General features: G+C 67.1%; 18 protein-coding genes and 2 pseudogenes. 7 read left to right on the plus strand and 13 right to left on the minus strand.

Annotation, left to right across the window (positions count from 1 at the left end):
* Positions 1 to 170: 170 nt before the first annotated feature.
* Both ACH4TV_RS42790 and ACH4TV_RS42795 read left to right on the plus strand, forming a co-directional pair.
* The gene (locus ACH4TV_RS42790; protein ID WP_398406807.1) at positions 171 to 695 is read left to right on the plus strand and encodes a DUF6584 family protein; all 525 of its coding nucleotides are present in this window, start codon (positions 171 to 173) and stop codon (positions 693 to 695) included.
* Between the two features lie 101 nt (positions 696 to 796).
* Positions 797 to 1852, plus strand: coding sequence for an IS630 family transposase (locus tag ACH4TV_RS42795; protein ID WP_398406808.1), 1056 nt, complete (start codon positions 797 to 799; stop codon positions 1850 to 1852).
* A 59-nt stretch (positions 1853 to 1911) separates the two neighbouring features.
* Here ACH4TV_RS42795 and ACH4TV_RS42800 read toward each other — a convergent pair.
* Positions 1912 to 2163 (minus strand): annotated as a pseudogene (locus ACH4TV_RS42800) (transposase); the annotation flags it as partial.
* Positions 2164 to 2182: 19 nt separating this feature from the next.
* Between ACH4TV_RS42800 and ACH4TV_RS42805 the strand changes: the two are divergent.
* Positions 2183 to 2566, plus strand: a complete 384-nt coding sequence (locus ACH4TV_RS42805; protein ID WP_398406809.1) for a class II aldolase/adducin family protein — start codon at positions 2183 to 2185, stop codon at positions 2564 to 2566.
* Between the two features lie 103 nt (positions 2567 to 2669).
* Complete coding sequence (locus tag ACH4TV_RS42810) at positions 2670 to 3380, plus strand: IMP cyclohydrolase (protein ID WP_398406810.1); 711 nt, start codon at positions 2670 to 2672, stop codon at positions 3378 to 3380.
* 3 nt (positions 3381 to 3383) lie between these two features.
* On the opposite strand, the gene ACH4TV_RS42815 is transcribed toward ACH4TV_RS42810, so the two are convergent.
* From ACH4TV_RS42815 to ACH4TV_RS42845, 7 genes are read right to left on the minus strand one after another with little or no spacing between them, the layout of a single operon-like run.
* A complete protein-coding gene (locus ACH4TV_RS42815; protein WP_398406811.1) occupies positions 3384 to 4073 on the minus strand; it encodes a hypothetical protein in 690 nt (229 codons plus the stop codon).
* 9 nt (positions 4074 to 4082) lie between these two features.
* Positions 4083 to 4892 carry a class I SAM-dependent methyltransferase gene (locus tag ACH4TV_RS42820; protein WP_398406812.1) on the minus strand — a complete coding sequence of 270 codons (810 nt, stop codon included), beginning with the start codon at positions 4890 to 4892 and terminating at the stop codon, positions 4083 to 4085.
* A complete protein-coding gene (locus tag ACH4TV_RS42825; protein ID WP_398406813.1) occupies positions 4889 to 5488 on the minus strand; it encodes a hypothetical protein in 600 nt (199 codons plus the stop codon). Before ACH4TV_RS42825 ends, ACH4TV_RS42820 begins: the two co-directional genes overlap by 4 nt.
* A gap of 4 nt (positions 5489 to 5492) precedes the next feature.
* Entirely contained in the window at positions 5493 to 6221 is a 729-nt protein-coding gene (locus ACH4TV_RS42830) for a hypothetical protein (RefSeq protein WP_398406814.1), read from the minus strand.
* Complete coding sequence (locus tag ACH4TV_RS42835; protein WP_398406815.1) at positions 6218 to 6946, minus strand: hypothetical protein; 729 nt, start codon at positions 6944 to 6946, stop codon at positions 6218 to 6220. Before ACH4TV_RS42835 ends, ACH4TV_RS42830 begins: the two co-directional genes overlap by 4 nt.
* The gene (locus ACH4TV_RS42840; RefSeq protein ID WP_398406816.1) at positions 6943 to 8457 is read right to left on the minus strand and encodes a class I adenylate-forming enzyme family protein; all 1515 of its coding nucleotides are present in this window, start codon (positions 8455 to 8457) and stop codon (positions 6943 to 6945) included. The genes ACH4TV_RS42835 and ACH4TV_RS42840 overlap by 4 nt, the downstream gene beginning before the upstream one ends.
* Positions 8458 to 8464: 7 nt before the next feature.
* The gene (locus ACH4TV_RS42845; protein ID WP_398406817.1) at positions 8465 to 9952 is read right to left on the minus strand and encodes a nucleotidyltransferase family protein; all 1488 of its coding nucleotides are present in this window, start codon (positions 9950 to 9952) and stop codon (positions 8465 to 8467) included.
* A 776-nt stretch (positions 9953 to 10728) separates the two neighbouring features.
* Here ACH4TV_RS42845 and ACH4TV_RS42850 point away from each other — a divergent pair.
* The 3 genes from ACH4TV_RS42850 to ACH4TV_RS42860 are packed head-to-tail and all read left to right on the plus strand — an operon-like array spanning position 10729 to position 15655.
* Positions 10729 to 12459 (plus strand): ABC transporter ATP-binding protein, encoded by a 1731-nt coding sequence (locus ACH4TV_RS42850; protein ID WP_398406818.1) that lies wholly within the window; start codon positions 10729 to 10731, stop codon positions 12457 to 12459.
* A complete protein-coding gene (locus ACH4TV_RS42855) occupies positions 12456 to 14330 on the plus strand; it encodes an ATP-binding cassette domain-containing protein (RefSeq protein WP_398406819.1) in 1875 nt (624 codons plus the stop codon). The genes ACH4TV_RS42850 and ACH4TV_RS42855 overlap by 4 nt, the downstream gene beginning before the upstream one ends.
* Positions 14318 to 15655 (plus strand): condensation domain-containing protein, encoded by a 1338-nt coding sequence (locus ACH4TV_RS42860; RefSeq protein WP_398406820.1) that lies wholly within the window; start codon positions 14318 to 14320, stop codon positions 15653 to 15655. The genes ACH4TV_RS42855 and ACH4TV_RS42860 overlap by 13 nt, the downstream gene beginning before the upstream one ends.
* On the opposite strand, the pseudogene ACH4TV_RS42865 reads toward ACH4TV_RS42860, so the two are convergent.
* The 5 genes and pseudogenes from ACH4TV_RS42865 to ACH4TV_RS42885 form a co-directional block, all read right to left on the minus strand.
* Positions 15618 to 16033, minus strand: a pseudogene (locus tag ACH4TV_RS42865) (aldehyde dehydrogenase family protein). The gene ACH4TV_RS42860 and the pseudogene ACH4TV_RS42865 overlap by 38 nt on opposite strands.
* 329 nt (positions 16034 to 16362) lie before the next feature.
* Positions 16363 to 17262 (minus strand): RNA polymerase sigma-70 factor, encoded by a 900-nt coding sequence (locus tag ACH4TV_RS42870; protein WP_398406821.1) that lies wholly within the window; start codon positions 17260 to 17262, stop codon positions 16363 to 16365.
* Between the two features lie 33 nt (positions 17263 to 17295).
* On the minus strand, positions 17296 to 18501 hold the full coding sequence (locus ACH4TV_RS42875) for an NAD(P)/FAD-dependent oxidoreductase (protein ID WP_398406822.1): 1206 nt from the start codon (positions 18499 to 18501) through the stop codon (positions 17296 to 17298).
* Positions 18502 to 18553: 52 nt separating this feature from the next.
* Positions 18554 to 19018: a terminase large subunit domain-containing protein gene (locus ACH4TV_RS42880; protein WP_398406838.1), complete on the minus strand. Its 465-nt coding sequence runs from the start codon at positions 19016 to 19018 to the stop codon at positions 18554 to 18556.
* Between the two features lie 372 nt (positions 19019 to 19390).
* Complete coding sequence (locus ACH4TV_RS42885) at positions 19391 to 19720, minus strand: hypothetical protein (protein WP_398406823.1); 330 nt, start codon at positions 19718 to 19720, stop codon at positions 19391 to 19393.
* Positions 19721 to 19781: the final 61 nt, after the last annotated feature.

Here is a 19781-nt window from a genome sequence, read left to right on the forward strand (position 1 = left end):
TTGGAAGCCACCTGTACCCTTGTGACAGCAAGTCGATTGGTCTTGCTCGGCGATCCGGTGGGAGATAACCCGTCACCTGATCGAGCGACGCCTGGCGCCACTGCTCCCGGAGGGCGCCGGCGCGTGGACCGTTGTGGTGGCCAGCTCATTCCATCAGCGATCATGCAGCCATGACCCTCATCGATACCCTCGCTCGTGTGGACGCGGACCTTGCCGCGGGGCGGGTACCCATAGCGCGGCAGCGTCTGCGCGGCCTGGTGTCCTCCTTCCCTCAGGACTTGCTGCTGCGGCGCCGTCTGGGTGAGGTCTACCGGCTGTACAGAGAGCCGGCGGAAGCAGGGCGGTGGATGTATCTCGAAGCGGATCGGGACCCTGCGGAGACTTCCGCCTTCGAGGAGCGGTATTCCACGCCGCTGCGGCGGATGCGGGCGCTGGCCTGGCGCGCGCCTGAATCCCTCGCCAGTACCGCATTCGCAGCTCAACAACTTGCGGCCGTGCGCAAAGCCAGCTCGGACTACGTCGGCCGTCCCGTCGACTGGGCCACGATCCCCCTCGACCGCGACGATGAACTGGAAGATGAGAGGAGCTCGTTCACCGATTGTCTCGTCGTCGCTGGCGTGGTTCTGATGGTGCTGGGGTTCTTCGCCATCTGGGTGGTTGGCTTCATCGCTTTCGTCCGTTGGCTCTGGCAGTAATTGAGGAGCGGCGCCAGATGCCTAGTGTCCTGAGTCCTTGATCCGTCGTTTTCAGTGCATGGGACGTTCTGGGCCGAAACTGGTTGAGTTGGTGTTGTCGGATGTCGAGCGGCAGTTGGGAGCGGGGGCAATCGACTCCGCAGGCACTGGCGTTGAGAGCGCGGATCGTGCTGGCCTGCGCCGTGACGGAGCCGACCGGTCTGCCGCGTTCGGCCACTGCGGTGGCCGGCGGGGTGGGCGTGACCACGGAGACTGTGGCCAAGTGGCGGCGGCGCTTCCTGCAGGGCCGGCTCGACGGCCTGGGGGACGCGCCTCGTCCGGGCCGGGTGCGCACGGTGACCGACGAGCAGGTCGCTGAACTGGTCCGGGCCACCTTGGAGACGAAGCCGAAGAACGCCACGCACTGGTCGACCCGGTCGATGGCGAGCCGGGTGGGCCTCTCACAGTCGACCGTCTCCAGGGTCTGGCGCGCGTTCGGTCTGCAGCCGCATCGAGCCGAGTCGTTCAAGCTGTCCACCGACCCGTTCTTCGTGGACAAGGTCCACGACGTAGTCGGGCTCTACCTCGACCCGCCCGAGCGGGCCTGGGTGTTATGCGTCGACGAGAAGTCGCAGATCCAGGCTCTGGACCGGTCCCAGCCGGTGCTGCCGATGATGCCCGGAGTGCCCGAGCGCGCCAGCCACGACTACGTGCGCTCGGGCACCACCACCTTGTTCGCGGCCCTGGACATAGCCAGTGGGAAGGTCATCGGCTCCCTCCACCGCCGCCACCGCGCCGCGGAGTTCAAGCGGTTCCTCGCCAAGATCGACCGGGAGGTCCCTGCCGGGCTGGACGTGCACCTGATCTGCGACAACTACGCCACCCACAAAACTGAGGCGATCAAGAAGTGGATGCTGGCCCACCCCCGGTTCCAGCTGCACTTCACACCCACCAGCTCGTCCTGGCTCAACATGGTCGAACGGTGGTTCGCCGAGATGGCGAACAAGAAACTCCGCCGTGGCGTCCATCGCTCCGTCCAGGCCCTGGAACGTGACATCCGCGCCTGGATCGCCGACTGGAACAACAACCCCCGCCCCTACGTCTGGACCAAAAGCGCCGACCAGATCCTCGAATCCCTCGCCGCGTACTGCCGACGGATCAAGGACTCAGGACACTAGAAGGCTGCTGAAAATCTTGTCGAGGGGCTGTCCGGCCGCGGGCCGGGCGGCCCTCTTCGTTATGCGGTGGCCGGGGCGAGGTGCCAGGTGTTGCTGCTCCGGGTGAGTCCTAAGGTGATCAGTCGGCGGAGGTTGAGGGCGGCGGCGCGGTGGTGGAGCCCGAGGTTGTTGGCGATGACGTCTCGGTAGGGAACCCGCCGGTTGCCCTTGGCGACGAGCCAGGCGATGGCGCGTTCGACGGGTGGCCGCCATCTGCGGTATTCGTCCTGCCAGCCGGCGTCGGTGGCGGCCTGGCACCGGGCGGCGGTCAGCAGTTTGTACCAGGTCTCCATGGAGTTCTACGGCAGGCTCAGCTGCCCCGACTACGAAGGCGTCGCCCTCAACCACGCCGAGCAGCGGCGTCTCGTCGCCGACCTCGGCAGTCACCCCGCGATGATCCTGCGCAACCACGGCCTGCTCACGGTGGGCGAGAGCCCGGCGCAGGCGTTCCTGCGCATGTACTACCTGGACAAGGCCTGCGAGATCCAGACCACGGCCACCGCGGCTGCGGGCACCCGGCTCGTCATCCCCGCCGCCGACATCTGCGAACTCCCCGCCCGCCGGCTCACGGGCGAGGACGACAGCTCGGACCTCCAGGACGACAGGGCGTACGAACTCGCCTGGTCGGCGCTGCTGCGGCTGGTGGAGCAGGTCGCTCCTGACTGCAAGGACTGACGCGACGGGACCTCCAGGCCTTGTTCGCCGGGGTCCGTCTTCCGTCCCGGCGGACGACGCCTGGTGGTCCGGGCACCGAGGTGGCCGGGATAGGCTGGCGGCCATGTCATCGCGTGTTGCGGAACTGGTCGAGTCGCTGGCTGCTGTTGAGTACCCCGGTCGCGGGCTTGCCCTGGGGCGGGATTCGGGCGGACAGCCCTTCGCGCTCTACTGGCTCACCGGGCGCAGTCCCGCCTCGCAGGAGCGTCGCCTCTCCCGGCCTTCCGACGGGCAGGTTCTCGTCCACGACACCACCGGTTCGGCCGATGACCCGCTCCGTCACTACGCTGCCTACGAGGTCGGCCCTGGCATCGTGACCGTGGGCAACGGCACGCACGTCAGTGACATCGCCGCTGCTGTGCGTACTACGCGTGACTTCCCGGCCGCCCTCGCCGAGCACGATTTCGAACCCGACGCACCCATCCGAACGCCCCGCATCGCGGGTGTCGCGTCGCTGCGAGGCGATGCCATGGCTGTCGCCGTCGGTGGCGCGCGGTCCTGCCCGGCTTCGGTGGACGAGTCCGACCGCGTGTGCGTGTCCGCAGACGACGTACCGCCCGGCTGGGTGCTGACGGTCAACACCTACCGGGGCGGTGCCCAGAACGTCAGCACCGACGGCACGCCACGCTGGCTGTCCGTGGCGGACCCGGTGGGTGAGTTGCCCAAGGCGGTGTGGAACGCGTTGGACGGTCGGTTCAGGGTCGCGGTGAGCTGCGCGATCCTGACCGATGGCACAAGGCTTGGCGACGTGGTGTTCACGGGCCTGCACAACTGAGGCTCAGCCGACCGATTTCGGGAACAGCGGGTGGAAGTAGCCGTCCAGACCGCGCAGTGAACGCAGCGCGTCCCGGTACTGCTTTCGAGGGCTGAACGTGTCGTAGAACGTCTCGTCCTCGGTGTTGAAGATTCGCGCGTTCGGCTGCAAGGACGGCCCGCGCACGAAGAGCGTCAGGCAGGGCACCTCGAAGCTCTCGTTGACCACTTGGTGCGGCTGTCGATAGGGCAGTGAGTTGCTCATCCCCTCCCGCAGCTCCGCGGCGGAGGTCTCCACCACCTTGGCGTGCTTGCGCTCTTCGTCCAGGCCCTCGACCACGAATCGTCGCTCGACGTAGGAGCCCGACAGGATGACCGTGCTCATGTGCCACTTGTGGTAGTGGACCTTCTCCACCACGCCCCCGGTCATGTTGCGTGGCCAGAACCGGTGCAGCCGGACCCGGAATCGGTCCTCCTGGTCCACATGCACCGTGAACTTGTCCATGAGAACCCGCGGGTACTGGCTGTAGTCCACGAACGTGTTGAAGGCGGCATCGTCCTGAAGCAGGTGATCAACGCACTCCGTGATCGCCGTCGACGTGACCTGCACTTCGCGCAGCAGTGCTTCCAGTTCGAGAGCAGGCCCGGAGAGCCAGTCACCCTGCCAATCGATGTCGGTCTCCAGGGAGCGGACGAACGTACTCCAATTCACCATGGGCTCCTTTCACGGTACGGGGGTCAGTACGGCGTGACTGCCGAAACCGAGGTCTCGCAGGAGGGGCAGGAACGCCAGTGCGTCGAGCCTGCGGCTGAGCGGGATGAGTCGGTCGAACCACGGCAGCACGACGCCGTCCGGGCGGAACGCGTCAACCCGGAAACCGGCGTCGCTGAGCGTTGTGCGCATACGGCGGGGGAACAACCAGCGATGGCGCAAGGGCACGCTCATCTCCACGACGTTCTCGTCCACACCCGGGTACCCCTGGACACGGGCGAGGGCCACCCTCAAGGCACCGCGCAGCAGTGACCGTACGGAGCCGGCGCCGAACGCGTAGGGATCGCCACCGCCGAGTCGGCACCACACCGCCGGATTCAGGCAGGTGGGCAGGCCGACGACGAGTTGACCGGCGGTCCGGCGCCGCAGTGCGGCAAGAGCGGCCCCGAAGTCGTCCACGTGTTCCAGAATGTGGAGCGCGAAGACCTTGTCGTACCGCGTGAGCAACTGATCGAGTTCTTGGATCGGCGTCACGGAGACGTGCACCGCCACGCCGTTCTCGGCGGCGAAACGCCGCACCACCCGTGCCTGCTCCTCGTGCGGCACGCAGATGAGTACGTCGTGGCCCCGTGCCGCCGCCATCACACCCAGCACGCCGTCGACGGAGCCGCCCCGGCCGACGTCCAGCACGGTGTCGCCGGGTTCCAGCACCCGCAGCAGGCGTTCGACCTTGTCCCGGTGGATGTAGCGATGGATCGGCCTGCGCGAGTACCAACGGGACGTGAGCCTGTCCCAGCGCTCCGGGTTGACGACGTCCGTCATGACGCGGTCCCGGCGAGCCATTGCCTGACGCGGGCGATGTCCTCCGCTTCGTTGTCCCGCAGCAGCAGCACGTCCTCACGCGAAGACATGTCCTCGAACGCCTCCCACAGGGCGACGAGGAAGTCGTCGGTGTCCTCGAAGGAGAACACGGCGTCGCGCTGGGCGCGCACTTTGGCCTTGCGTCGCCCGCCGAGCCGCTCCCGGACGACCTCCAGCGGTGGGTTCAGCAGCACCGTGGGGCACGGCTGCCGGTAACCGGCCAGGACGTGCTCAAGAATTCTCACCTTCTCGGCCGGGATGATGCCAAGCTTGCCGTAGGCACGGATGTACGCCTCCGAATCACGCACGCCGCGGCTCACCAACGTGCACGTACCGGGCTCGGACGGTTCGGTGTTGCTCTGGGCGATGTACATCCGGTGGTACAGCCGCAGCAGGCAGCGCTCCCAGTCCTCCAGGGCGGGGAAGCTGCGGAACTCCGACAGGAAGTCGATCTCGAACGCCGGTGGACGGTAGCGGTCGGACGTGTCCAGCAACCGGTCGATGAGCGTGGTCTTGCCGCCTCCGTGGGGGCCGGAGAAGAACGCCGAGCTCAGCATGTGATCACCCTCTTTCCCGCGGGTGCCGGCCCTCGGCCGCCACCCGCACCAGATCGAATTTGCGGGCCGACGTAGGTGTCAGCGTGATCGCCGATCGGAGCCGGACCGCCTGTGCCACAGCGACAAGGCTGGAGACGCAGTCGCCCTCGTCGGCCGGCAGCGCGTCGGGCCGCACCGTGCCGAAGTACTCGATCTCGACCTGACGCTGGACGTCGCCGGACGTGTTCACGCACACGGTGGCGGCGATCGAGTACACAGCGGTCTCGGCGAGGTCGAGCAGGAAGTTCTTGGCCCGCAGCTTGTGGAGACCGCCGATGGGACGGGCGTCGCGGCGGGCCAGCTCGGCGTCGATGTCCCGCCGTCCGTACCGGAACGCCTCGAAGGAACGCATCACCGGGCAGCCGGCCAAGTCCAGCACCTCGTGGTTCTTGATCTTCAGTAAGTCCTCGCCTTCGTACCGGAACAGGGACAACTCCGTAGTGCCGTCGAGGAGGTAACGCGGGCTCATCTGCGCCCGCGTACCGCAGGCATCCAGCAGGAGGTGACCGTCGCCGATGTCTCGGCACACCAGGTTCAGCAACTCGCCGGGGTCGTCCCCGCAGTGGTCTGGGGCATCGAGCTTGACCTCGTATTCGATGTCCGGACGGAAACGGGTGACGCGGTCCTCCGCACGCAGGGTGCTGGTCAGCCGCCCGCCCTGGGCCAGGGCCTTCCACCGCTCGGCCTCGGTCACCGTTCGTCGTCCTGGAGGCAGGTGGCTCCAGGACTCTTGTGTTCGGCCAGGAAGATCGTCTGCGCCATCATCCGGTAGCCGGACATCTCCTCCCGCAGTGTCTCCAGCGACTCCTCCGGGTGCACCGAGTCGATCACCGCGTGCGGCCCGTCCGCGTTGAACTGGTGTGAGACGCCGCGGGGAATCTGCATGTCGACCCAGGAGTTCTCCGGCACGATCACGTTGTGACGGGTCACCGGCGAGCCGTCGTCGCCGGGTATCCGGTCGGTGAACGCGTGCAGTTCCGGCCCGCACCACCCGATGGACGGCGTCACGACGGGCTCGGTCAGACTCGACACCCGGATGCTGGTCCCAGGCCCGGTCATCATCCGCACGAAGCGCAGGCCGGTGTGCAGGTGCATGCGAGAGCAGATGTCACGGCTGCGAACGTCGTAGAAGTCCATGAGGTACCGGTCTGCGAAGAAGCCCTCGAACGGAGCCTCCAGCATGTAGACGTCGCCTTCCTCGAACTGCTGTGCCCGCTTGATCTCCCCCTGCGGGGTCGGGTTCGCGGCCTCGTCCGCATGAGCGTCGCGGACCATGTTGGCGAGGTGGGACACCACGGCCAGTGCCACGTCCCCCGGCAGCTGCACCACTGGGGTCAGCCGGTTGGCCAGTGAATCGGAGTGGCTGTGAACGCTGACGAATTCGTCCTCGTTGTCGGGCACCATCTTCATCCGGATCATCGACTCTGCTCCGTCCCCTGCTGGTTCACGTCGTGGTGGGCAGCCGCCTCGGCGGACAGTGCGCGGCGGTCGCACTTCCCCGACCGCAGCTTGGGCAGCGCGGTCACGGCAGTCGGGCGCAGGCCCAGGGCGGCGGCGCTGAACAACCGCTCGACGTGCCGGGATATCTCGTCGTGGCCGGGCGCGTCGGCGCTGGGCACGTAGAACGCGGTGACCGCCTCGCCGCGCTGCGGGTCCGGTCTGCTGACACAGCATGCCTCCAGCACGCCGGGCAGGGTCAGGAGCCAGCGGTCGATCTCCTCGAGGGAGACCGCGAGGCCACCGCACTTGGCGATGTTCTTCTTGCGGCCGAGCAGTGTGAGCCATGGCGGGGACCCGTCCGGCCCCGCGTCCAGCCGTCCGAGGTCGCCGGTGTGCAGCCAGCCGTCGCGCAGCGCCTGGCCGGTCGCCTCCGGGGCGCCCAGGTAGCCGGTCATCAGTGACGCGCCGCGCACGCACACCTCGCCCACGGCACCCAGCGGCGCATCGGTCCCCTCGGTCGTGCGCACCGATACCTCGCAGCCCGCGACGGCGTGGCCCACGGGCAGCACGTCCGCAGCCAGGAACCACTTGTGGTACACGTCCTCCGGGAGGTCCACGGGCAGGGTCGTGGCGAAGTTCATACACTCCGACAGCCCATAGCCCTGTACCACAGGCCGGCCGGAGCGCTCGACCACCGCGGATGCGGTCTGTCGGGGAAGCGCGGCGGCGGCGCTGACGAAATAGCGCAGGTCCGGTAGCTCGGGCCACCTTTTACGCCCCAGCAACGCCTGGAGCAGGCTCGGCACAGTCGTGGCACGGGTGGCCCGTTCTCGGCGCAGTACCCCGAGATAGGTCAGTGGTTCGAACTTCTCGAACAGCAGACAGGACCCACCGGTGTAGAGGGGCGCCAGCAGACCGAAGTGCAGACCGTTGACGTGCGAGATCGGCAGCGCGCAGGCCATGACCTCCCCGGGCGCCATCCGGTGGTGCGCCGCAGTGGCCAGCACATTGGCCGTGACAGCGCTGTGGCTCTGGGCCACAGCGCGGGAAGCCGCCGTTGACCCGGTGGTGAACACCGCGAGCGCGGTACGCCCGAAGTCGTCGTCCGTCAGATGTGTCTGTGGTTGATGCACGTGCGCGCGACGGTCGTGAAGCACATGCGTGCAGAACTCGTCGAGCTGCTCGTTGCGACGCAGTACCGGCTCGTTCGCGTCCACCACAACGGCTGCGGCGCCGGCCGAGGCGACCGCGAGGAGGTCTACGACGCTGTCGGTGTCGTTGCGCACCGGCACACCGACGCACGCACCGGGGCCGATCCCCGCATCGCGCAGTTCACCGGCCCGCCTCCGGACGGATCTCGCCAGCTCGCCGTAGGTCACCCGGCGCACCACGCGCCCTTCGTGGTCCACCTGCGACACGCACGTCACGTCGGGCCACTCCGCCGCCGCCTCGAAGAACCGGTCGGCCACCAGTGGTGTTCCGCTCTCCATGGTCCGTTCACCGTCCCCCGTGGTCGTCGGTCCACTGCACCCGCGGCCGAGGCAGAGCGGACCTCCCCAGCACCCGCGCAGAACGGTGGCGGTCGGCGAGACGGGAGAGGAACTCGTCGTCCCAGCGCGCCGGCTGTCCGTCGAGCGCGCCGTAGGCGTCGAGGTAGTCCAGGTCGGCGGGGCGGAAGCGAGCGAGGGCCGCGGTGTCGATCACGCCGGGGAACACCTCATCAGTGCAGTGCAGAGCGAAGTACAGTTCCCCCGCCAAGCCGTGTTCGTCGATCGCCCGCTCCAGCACGTCCCAGTCCAGGACGTCGGCGGTGTGCCGCACCCACAGCGCCACGTCCAGGAACCGGAGCAGGACCAGGTCCTTGCCGGCGTGAATGGAGCTGAGCGTCGTCGCTTCCCGGTGCAGGTGCACGGCGATGTCGAGCAGCATGTCCTCGTTGCCGGGAACGAGGACGTCCTCGCCGCCGATCTGTGTGGTGTGCGCCCTGGCCAGGAAGGCTTTGGCGGGAACGCTCTTGCCACTCGCGGGTTCCATCAGGTCTCGCCGTACGTCGATCGAGAACACATCGATGTACGGATCGCTGGTCGGCCTCAGGAAGGGAGGCAGTGCGGCTACGTTGAGCTGCCAGAACACCGCCGTCTCTCGCTGAAGGGGCACCACGTGGCGCCGGTCCGGGGAGTCACTGCCCTGCTGGTAGCCGAGGTCACTGAGTGCCTCGACGAGTGCCGGCAGCTCCTCGTCGGTGACATAGAGGTCCAGGTCCTCCATGTACCGGAGTGCGGGGTCCGGGTACACGTGGTTGGCCAGGTACGCCCCCTTCCGCGCCACCGCGCTGATACCGCGCTCGCGCAGCAACGCGAAGACGGACCGCCACTCCGCGAGAGTCGCCTGATGGCGCCCGCGGTTGTACAGGTAGGCGGCACGCAGAGTGGACCGCCGCACCGTCCCGAGTGGTCCCAGATGCTTGCGGTCGAAGTTGCGCGCCACGACCGCGAGCACGCGATTGCGGGTGGCCAGGTCCAGGAACGCGCCCCAGTCCAGTCGGCGGTCGTGCAGGATCGCCGTGGCGAGGTCCACGTGGTCCGGTGCCATGTCCAACCGCGCTGTGCTGAGCAGCAGTTGCGCCTCGACCGGGAGATCCGACCACCGCGACAGTGTGCTCACACGCGGCAGTGGGTTCGCAGTGGGCTCGGCCGCCGCCGCGGCCGACTGCCGAGGCGCGAGGCATTCGCTGGAGCCGTTCCGGCGGGCCTCGACCAGTCGCACAGTTGCGCTGACAGTGTGGAAGTTCGAAGGCAGGAGGTCGCCCTCGGTGAGCTCCAGGTCAAACTCTTCCTCCAGCTGGGTGATCAGCTGGATCAGGAGTAACGAGGTGATACCCAGGTCGCGCAGCTCGTCGTCGAGCCCGATGGCATCCGGGTCCGCGGCGGACTCGCTCACCTGGCACACCAGTGCCACGACGCGAGCCGTACTGTCGTCTTCCATGAATCCAATCCCGTCAGACTATTCGTGCATGCATATGCCGGGGCCAGTTTTCGGCGCAGCGGTCAACTGTCGACGTACGCGCCGACTCAAGCGCGGGAATAGAAAGGTTCCGCGCGTCGGAAGCTTTCAAAAATTAGCATTGCAAAAAACTGGCAAACCTTGTCGAGTGAATGCGTTTGCCGCACTCGCGATTTACCCGACAGCATGCCGGACTACACGTCTGCGGCCGACATCAGCGGTTCAACTCGCCCTGTTCACCGGCCTGTTGCCCAGAGCGAACGGAAGATGAAACGTGTCCATCGTGGGCTGGGCGATCTGTCGTGTCAATGCCGTCCCTCAGGTGATCTTCGATGTAAAGGTAAGGGTTTTCTTAAGGGATGCAAACATTTCCTATAGAGGGTCGCCGACGCCTTGTCGTGCCGTGGACCCAGGGCTACGTTTGGTCATCGCTCGCGAGGCCGAGCCGATTCATCCCTCTTCAGCACTGCTAATTCAGGCATTTCCGAGACATCGACAAGCACTCGGACGAGGTCGGTGCGACCGTGCTCGTCGCCCGACCATCGCGGTCAGCACCACGTGAGGACACCACAGGTGGCGAGATGCTGCGCACACCGTTCGATGTCGGCCGACCAAGGGGAGACGCAGGCGTGAAAAACGGTGCTCGGCCATGTGCCCGAACGGCCTGGCGCTCCAGGTGCGAGTTACTGCTGTTCCTGAGGCACGGCGGTCCGATTGCCCTTCCGTCTCTCGTCGTTGTCGTCCTCGTCAACTCGTTGTTGCCCGGAGCGAACGCACTGCTCGCAGGACACCTGACATCGGCCATCTCGGCGAGGCTGACCGACCCGCGGACGGCGTCGGGTGGTTCGGCCACGGTGCTGCTGGTGGGCCTCGGCGGAGTTCTCCTGCTGGGGCACGTCCTGGAGGCGGCGAAAGGCGTGCTTGAGGTCGACATCGCCCAACGCCTGGACGGGTGGCTGCGCTCAAACATCCGGCGCCTCACGATGTCACCCGACACCATCGCTCATCTGGAGGACTCCGCGCTGCAGGCAGACATCGTGCGTGCCTCGGACATCGGACCGGCGAACCAGGAACGGGAACGTTCCCCGGGGACAGCGGCCACGGCACAACTGAGCCTGGCCGGCCGACTGCTCAGTGCTGTGGTCGCCGCCGCCGTCATGGCGGTCGCGTTCTCGTGGGCGCTGGCCGCCACCGTACTGGTCACCGCCCTGCTCACGCGCACCCTGCTACGCCGACAGTGGCTCTACCTGGCTCGTGCGCAGGACGACGCCGCCCCGCTCGAACGACGTACGCGCTACTGGTCGTCGGTCCTCAGCGAAGGTACCGACGCGAAGGAGGTGAGGCTCTACGGGCTGGCCCCGCACTTCGCGCAGCTGCGATACCGGGAGACTCAGCAGTGGATCAACACCTATCTGGCTGTGCTGCGTGGCGTACTCGCCCGGCAGCACTGGACGCTGATCCTGGTCGGTGGATCCGTGCTGGCCGGCATGCTGGTGCCCGGTCTTGCCGCACTGGACGGCAGGATCTCCATAGCCACACTGACGACGTGTCTGGTGTCGATGTGGGCCGTTCTCAGCATGAGCTTCATCGGACGTGAGGCCTACGACATCGAGATCGGGCTGCGCGGATTCGAGGCCGCGTCCCGGCTGCGCCGGCGATCCGAGGAGTGGTCATCCGCCCGGACGGGGCAGCCAACCCCGGCTGCCGCACGACCTGCCATCCGTTTCGAGGAGGTCACCTTCTGCTACCCGGGCTCCCCGCGCAAGGTACTCGACGGTCTGACGCTCGACGTGCGGCCCGGAGAGGTGACGGCCATCGTCGGAAGCAACGGAGTCGGCAAGACCACACTGATCAAGCTGCTCGCCGGGCTGTACCGGCCGTCCGCCGGCCGGATCCTGCTCGATGGCCAGGATCTCGCACGGGTACGCCCCGACGACTGGCGGCGCAGACTGACCGTGGTCTTCCAGGACTTCGTCCGCTATCCCCTGTCCGTCGCGGACAATGTGAGGCTGTCGGCACCCGAAGGCGGCGACGACGAAGCGCAGTTGGCCGACGCGATGCGGCGCGCCGGCGCCGGGGAGATCCTCAGCCGGCTGCCCGCCGGAATGAGCACCTCTCTGTGGTCGGCCGGCGCATCGGCGACCGGCCTGTCCGGCGGCCAGTGGCAACAACTCGCCATCGCCCGGTCCTTGTACGCGCTCGACCACGATCGCACCTGCCTGATCCTCGACGAGCCGACCGCTCACCTGGATCCCCAGGCAGAGGCCGGCTTCTATGAGCACGTCGTGCGGAGTGTGGCGTCAGCCACCGTCATTCTCATCTCGCACCGAATGTCGACGATCCGCAACGCCGATCGCATCCTGCTCCTCAGGGACGGCCGGCTTGCCGAAGAGGGCAACCACTCGGAGCTGATGGCCGCGGGCGGCGAATACGCGCGACTGTTCACGTTGCAGGCTTCGCGCTTCCAGGCGATGGAGGCGAACTCATGAAACCGTTCACGAAAGCAGGGCCGACCCACGGCAATGGCGGTGAGGCGTCCTTCTCGCGGATCCTCACCGTCCTTCGCCACGTACTTCGGCTTGCCGTTCGCACCGACCCCAGAGTTGCCCGGCTGATCGTGGTCCTCACTGTGGCCTTTGCGCTGTCCATCAGCGCCATCGCGTTGAGTCAGCGCTGGATCGTGGAGTCCAGCCGGGGCGGAATCGCCCTCGGGGTCATCGCCGCGGTCGGCGTCGGCGTGGCCGGACACGTCGTCCGGGGGGCGTGCCAACGCATTCAGACCCATCTGCAAGGCGACCTGGCGGACCGAGTGGCGATGCTGCTCACCGACGAGACGCTCCGGACAACGGCCGCCATTCCCACGATTACCCACCTGGAGGATCCAGAGAGCCTCAATCGCATCGCAGTCCTGCAACGGGGCATCAGGAAACTCGCCCAGTCCTGCTGGACGATCGCCGACGCGGCCGCCGCCGCGCTGAGCCTTCTGCTGTCGATGGTCCTCCTCGCGTCCATCAACCCGGTTGTCATAGGGCTGGCGGTACTCGCCGCGCCGCCGATCTGGTTCGGCAAACGGGGACAGCGCATCGTGGCGGCCGCGGAGGACCAGGTGGCCGAGACCATGCGGCATGAGCGGCAACTCCACTCGCTGTGCGTCTCTCCCGATTCGGCCAAGGAGATATGGATCTCGGGCAGTGGCGCCTATCTCTCCGATCTCGCCGATCAGCGGTGGAAGGAGAGCAGAGTGGTGGAGCGCACGGCCCGGTTCAACGCTGCCCTGTGGCACGTCGCCGGCTGGGCGTGTTATGCCGCGGGCCTCATTGGCACGCTGGCCGTCGTCGCGCGGCTGGTCCAAGGGGGTCATGCGGGTCTGGGAGACCTCGTACTGGTCATCACCCTGTCCGTCCGGCTGCGCACGCAGGTCTCGGACGCTGTGGGCGGCGTCGGAGAGATCGGCGAGGTCCGGCGGGTCGCCGTCGAGTACCTCTGGTTGCGGGACTACGCAAAGAGCCGTCCCGTGGGCCAGGAACCCGCTCCGGCCCGTATCGGTCAGGGACTTCTGCTGAAGGACGTGTCGTTCACATATCCCCATCACGACCGCGAGGTTCTGTCGCGGATCAACCTGTCCGTCCCACCGGGATCAACGGTCGGCATTGTGGGGCTCAACGGCGCCGGGAAGAGCACTCTGATCAAACTGCTCCTCGGTATGTACCGTCCCGCGCAGGGTGAGATCGTTCTTGACGGGATACCGACATCGGCCATGAACCCCACGCAGTGGTATGCGCGGAACGCGGCCGTGTTCCAGGACTTCTCCAAATTCCACCTTCCCGCAGGCCAGGTGGTGGGCATCGGCGACATGGCGCGCAAGGACGACGAGACGGCCGTACGCCGGGCTGTCGACGGGGCAGGTGCCGCCGGCGTCATCGACGTGCTGCCGCACGGACTGGACACACTGCTGGGCACGTCGCATGCAGGGACCGAGCTCTCACACGGGCAGTGGCAGAAACTCGCCCTCGCCCGTTCCCTGATGCGGGAGGAACCGCTCCTGGCCGTTCTTGACGAGCCGACTGCCGCTCTCGACCCGCAAGCAGAGCATGATCTGTTCGAGCGGATCGCTCAACGAGCCGCTGAAGCCGGCAGACGCAGAGGCGGCATCAGCGTGTTCATCTCACATCGGTTTTCCACGCTGCGGATGGTGGACCAGATCGTCGTTCTCAAGGACGGCAAGGTCCTGGAGAACGGAAATCACGAAGAGCTGATGTCTGCCGGGCTTCACTACGCCACCCTCTACAAAGCTCAAGAAAATGCCTACACGTTGTCGGCGGGCCAGGAGAAGGAGACGGGGAGAAAATGGAAAAAGTGACGATCCGCTTCGAGGGCAAGCGCAGGGCGATCGCCCCTCTCACCTGGGCCCAGCGGCGGACTTGGCGAGGCTCTCGCCTCAAGTACCGGTCGTACGTGCATACCCAATCCGTGCCACCAGGGAAAAGTATCGAAGAGGTCGGCAACGCCGCCAAATGGGCATTCGAGGAGTTCGAGTCCCTGCGGACGGTTTTTCCGGTAGGTGCCGACGGGGATCCCTACCAAAAGGTTGAAAAAGTCGGATCAGCGGAGATCCTCAAAATTCCGACCGGGGAGCCCGCCGAAACTGACATTCAAAATGCAATACATCGCCTCAAGTGGGAACGCTTTGACATTACCACCGAGTTTGGGGCCCTGTTCGCCATAGCGACTCGCGCCGACGTTCCCACACACCTTATTTGTCTCGTTTCTCACCTCGCAGTCGACGGCCAAGGTTTCAAAGCACTGGGAGGGGCGCTCGATAGCTATTTTTTCGGTGAGCACGATCGACCATCGGTGCCTCGCCTGCAGCCGGTGGACCGAGCGCAGCTGGAGCGATCGACGAAGTGGCAAGAAAAGAGCGCCCGCTCCCTCGAACACTGGAAGTCAGTTCTGGAGAAGCTTCCGCACGACGGCGGCCGGTCAGAGGTAATGGATTCCTGCGCACTGAGGGCTGCCGTTTCCGTCATCTCAAAGAAGTATTCGACAAGTACGTCCGCTATCTACCTGGCCGCCGTCTCCGTGGTTACTGGCGCACTCATCGGGCGAAGCAAGACCTCCTTTCTGTTGCCGGCCTCCAATCGTTTGAACCAGGAAGAACGTTCGTTCGTCGGAGAGCTCGTGCAATTTGCCCCCGGGCTGCTGGAATCGCTCGATATGCCATTCGAGGCAGTAGTTGTTGACGCCTGGAAAGCGAGCCTCAAGGGTTACAGATCCAGCTCCTACGACGAGCAGGCTCTTCAGTCGGTGATCACAGATCTCGACGAAGGCAGAGAGTGTAAGAGAGCTTTCGACTTGTCATTCAACGACACGAGAAATTCCACGGAGGTGGAGACCCACCGCGGGGCCACGGACGAGATTCGCGACCTCACGAAACAGACGAACATCGAATCGCGCGAATACGCGTATCAAGGCGGAAGCCGATTCCTGTCGTTCGCTCTCCGGAGTGCCGGCAACGACATACTCTCCATCACTGTTCACGACTCGTACTTCCCAGAGTTCCCTACCCGGCAGATTTTGCTGGCGATCGAGGCTCTGGTCGTCGGGGTCGCCGTGGGGGATGCGGAGCCACTCCACCACCCCCTGCGATTCACGAAAGCCAGGCTGAGTGGGGACGCATATCGATAAGCAGAGGTGTTTCTCGCCCTGGACGGCCCCGCTTGCCCCCGAAAGGCGCCTCCACGTTCCGCCCGACGGTATTCACGCCCGCTCCCCCTGCCCGCAACCGCCGCGTGACACGAAACGCACACGCCACATCCCCGGACCAGACGTAGTCGATGAGGCCGTAGTCGCTGTCGTTCGCCAGCGCCATGCCCTCCTCCTCGTCCTCGAAGTGGATGACGTCACCACCGGCCCGAAGATCTCCTCCCTCGCCACCCGCATGTCGTTCGTGCAGTCGGCCAGCAGCGTCGGGACGACGTAGACCCCCCGGTCGTACGGCGGCCGTTCACTCTCCGCCACGACCACCGCGCCCTCCTTCCGCCCCAGTTCGACGTACGCCCCCACCCGGTCCCGATGCGCCGCCTAGATCATCGGCCCGACCACCGTGCCCTCGGCTCGTGGGTCGCCGACCTTCAACTGACGGCGTACGCGGCGAGTTGCTCAACCACCCGGCCATCCACACCCCGCTGTGCCAGCATGCCCACGCCAAGGGCCGATGCTGTCGCCGAGCAGGTGAACATGGCTTTGCGCTCCCGGTCATACCTGGGGGCGCAAAGCCATACGGCAAGGCGAGCTTGACGTGTTCTGGCAGGCGATGTTGTGACGCGCGAGGTGAACCGTGCGGGGTTCAGTGCTGAGCCTGATCCTCAAGTGGCTGATCCGCCGCTGGGAGTTCATCGCAGGGCGAGCGGGGTCTCGGATTCGATGCGGGACAGTTTCTCGGGGTTGCGGACGACGTAGAGGCCGGTGATGCGGCGGGCCTCTACGCGGGCTGCCATGATGCCGTCCAGCTCACCGTCCATGTGGACCACCAGCGCCGGGCTGCCGTTGACCAGGGTGGGGCCGAAGGTGATCGGGACCGTGCTCTTGCCGAGGCCGCCGACCAAGAGGCGGGCCACCTTGTCGGCGCCGACGATCGGCCGCAGTGCAGCGTGCTTCACGCCGCCGCCGTCGCCCATATAGACGACCTCAGGCGCGAGCACGTTGAGCAGACCCTGCAGGTCCCCGCCCTCCAGCGCCCGCAAGAACGACTCCAGAGCCGCCCGCGTCTGGCTCTGGGAAACCACCTCGCGCGGGCGCCGGGCATCCACGTGCCGGCGGGCCCGGTGCGCGATCTGGCGGACGGCCGCCGGGGTCTTGTCGACCGCCGCCGCGATCTCGTCGTAGCCGACGTCGAAGACTTCGCGCAGCACGAACACGGCCCGCTCGGTCGGCGACAACGTCTCCAGGACGAGCATCACCGCCATCGACACGCTCTCGGCGAGCTCGACGTCCTGGGCCACGTCCGGCGCGGTCAGCAGCGGCTCCGGCAGCCACGGGCCCACGTACGACTCCTTGCGCCGCGACATCGTGCGCAGCCGGTTGAGCGCCTGCCGGGTCGTGATCCGGACCAGGTACGCGCGCTGGTCGCGCACCTCCTCCAGGTCGACCTCGACCCACCGCAGCCAGGTCTCCTGCAGGACGTCTTCGGCATCGGCCGCCGAGCCGAGCATCTCGTACGCGACGGTGAAGAGCAGATTGCGGTGGGCGACGAATGTGCCAGTCGCCCGGTCAATGGCATGATCATCACTCATGTCCTGATCATCTCCCCCTTGGCCGACCCGGACCTAGGAAACCCGTTCGACGACGACCGGCGCCTCTGCGCGCATGGCCTCCAGCGCCTCCTGGCGCCCGGCGCCTCCCTTCACGCGGTGCAGGCTGTACCCACCGGGCTTGTGCGCCTCATCGGCCAGGTGCTTCACGATCCCTTTGCACACGCCCTCCTTCATCTTCGCGCCGAGGCGACCGTCGATGTGGAACCACACCGCGACGTCGGACCTGTTGCCGAACTGGAAGATGCCGGTGCCGCGGCCCAGGCTGATGCACTGCGCTCCGAACGACTGGTTGAGGGTCTCGGGCTGCTCCTGCGTCAACCGGCTGAGCACCGTGTCGGCGGCCCGCGCACCCAGCGGCATCGCGGCCTGGCAGCTCATCCGCAGCGGCAGGCCCGACGGTGCCGCCGAGTCGCCGGCCGCGACGATGCGGTTGTCATCCACGCTGGTCAGCGTCTCGTCGGTGAGCAGGCGGCCCAGGGCATCGGTGCTCAGCCCGCTGCGCACGGCCAGGTCCGGCACGCCGAAGCCGGCGGTCCAGATGGTCACCGTACTCGGCAGCTTCCGGCCGTCAGCGAGCCGCACGGCATCGCGGGTCACCGCCGTCACCTTGGCGTCGGAGCCGTCGAGCACGGTCACTCCGAGTGCCGCGAGCCGCCCGGCCACGGAACGCCGGCCTCGGGTGTGGAGGTACGGGCCGAGCACGCCGCCGCAGACCAGGGTGACGGTACGGCCCTGCTCGGCCAGTTCGGCGGCGGTCTCGATGCCGGTGGGCCCGGCTCCGACCACCGTCACCGCGGCCGTCGTGGGCGCGGAGTCGAGAACCGGCCGCAGCCGCTCCGCCTCCTCCAGGGTGGCGATCGGACAGGCGAACTCGGCCGCTCCGGGCACCTGCGGGTCGGCGCTGCCGCTGCCTACCGCGTAGACCAGGTAGTCGTAGCCGGCCGCACCACCGCTCGCCAGCTCCACACCGCGCCCGGCCGCGTCGATCCGTGTCACGCTGTCGACCACCAGCCGGACGCCTTCCGCCAGGACCTCCCGGTAGTCGACGACGGCGGCGTCGGTCCCGCCCACCAGCTGGTGCAGGCGGACCCGGTGGACGAAGGTCGGGCGCGGGTTGATCAGCGTCACGGTCACGTCGTCGCGCTGCGTCAGGCGATTGGCCGCCATGACGCCGGCGTACCCGCCGCCGATCACCACCACATCGGTGTTCTCAGCCATGATGTCTCCCCCGTTTCGAGCGGTTCGAGCGGTTCGAGCACAAGACACCGCCTCATCGATCCCTGTGACAGCATGTGAGCCAGATCACTTCGGAGGCGTGGCCGTCTGGACGCATTCCGGCCCGACCGCCGGGACGCCCCGGCGCCATCATCTGCTTGGCGCGTTCGGTGGCGAAGGTGCGTCCGGCGAGGTCGTCTTCGTGCCACCGGGTCTGGATGAGACAGATGGCGCCGACTGGTTCGAGTCGGGTCTGCAGTACCGAAGTCCACCAGTCCCAGGCGCGCTTGCGCATGGTGGGGCTGTCGGCGTCGGCCATGTCCTTGACCGGGTCGTCGACGATGGCGATGTGTGCGCCGCGTCCGGTGAGCCCGCCGCCGATACCCGGCCGCGAGGAGGCCGCCTTGGCCGCCGACGATGTCGAAGCGGTTGGCGGCCTGGCTGCCTGCCTTGAGCTGGATGCCGAGGTCGTCGCGCCAGGTGTTGATGGCGTCCCGGATCCACCGGCCGTGGTCGTCAGCCAGGTTGGCGGAGCAGCTGGCGATCATCATGCGGCGACCGGGGGTGCGCCGCAGGTACCAGAGGGGCGCCCAGCGGGAGGCACGTCGGCTCTTGCCGTGCCGCGGGGGCATGGTCAACATCACGCGGTCGCATCGGCCTGCGGCCATGTCGATGAACGCCTGGTCGATGAGATCCAGATGGGGGGCCTGCATCTCGCGCCCGCCGGTGAGGACGGCGGCGAGCGCGCCTGGCGAGCGGTCCATGGCGAGTTGGCGTTCGACGCGCACCAACTCGGCGCGCAGCGTGGGAGATGCGGCCGGCGCGATGGTGCGGCACTGCGCCGGCGGAAGGGTCCTGTAGTGGGCGACGACGCTTTCGTGGTCGCGCGGAGTCATTCGCCGTCCGAATCGGTGAGCGCGATCAGGGCGTCAAGCTCGTCGACGGTCACGTTCTCGACCTGGACCGGTCCGCCGTCCGGGCCGGACAGTTCCGCCTTGACGGGTATGTCGAGGCCGAGCAGCCGTGCGCGGCGCTCCGTGATCCGCAGGGTGCGGTCGATGGCAGCGAAGTCCTGCTCCCGGACGGCCTTCTTGTAGGCAACGAAGAACAGCCGGTCGAGTCGGTCGGCCTCCAGCGCGCGCAACTCGTCTACGTCATCGTTGAGTTCGGCGCGGCGGTCAGCGAGCGCGGTGCGAACGTCCCGGCACGCGGCGTGAACCATGCCCTCATTGGTGGGCGGGTCCTGGTTCTTGCGGTACCGCTCGACTCCGTACCCCTGCGCC

Source organism: Streptomyces sp. NPDC020898, assembly GCF_044333925.1.
GTDB lineage: Bacteria > Actinomycetota > Actinomycetes > Streptomycetales > Streptomycetaceae > Streptomyces.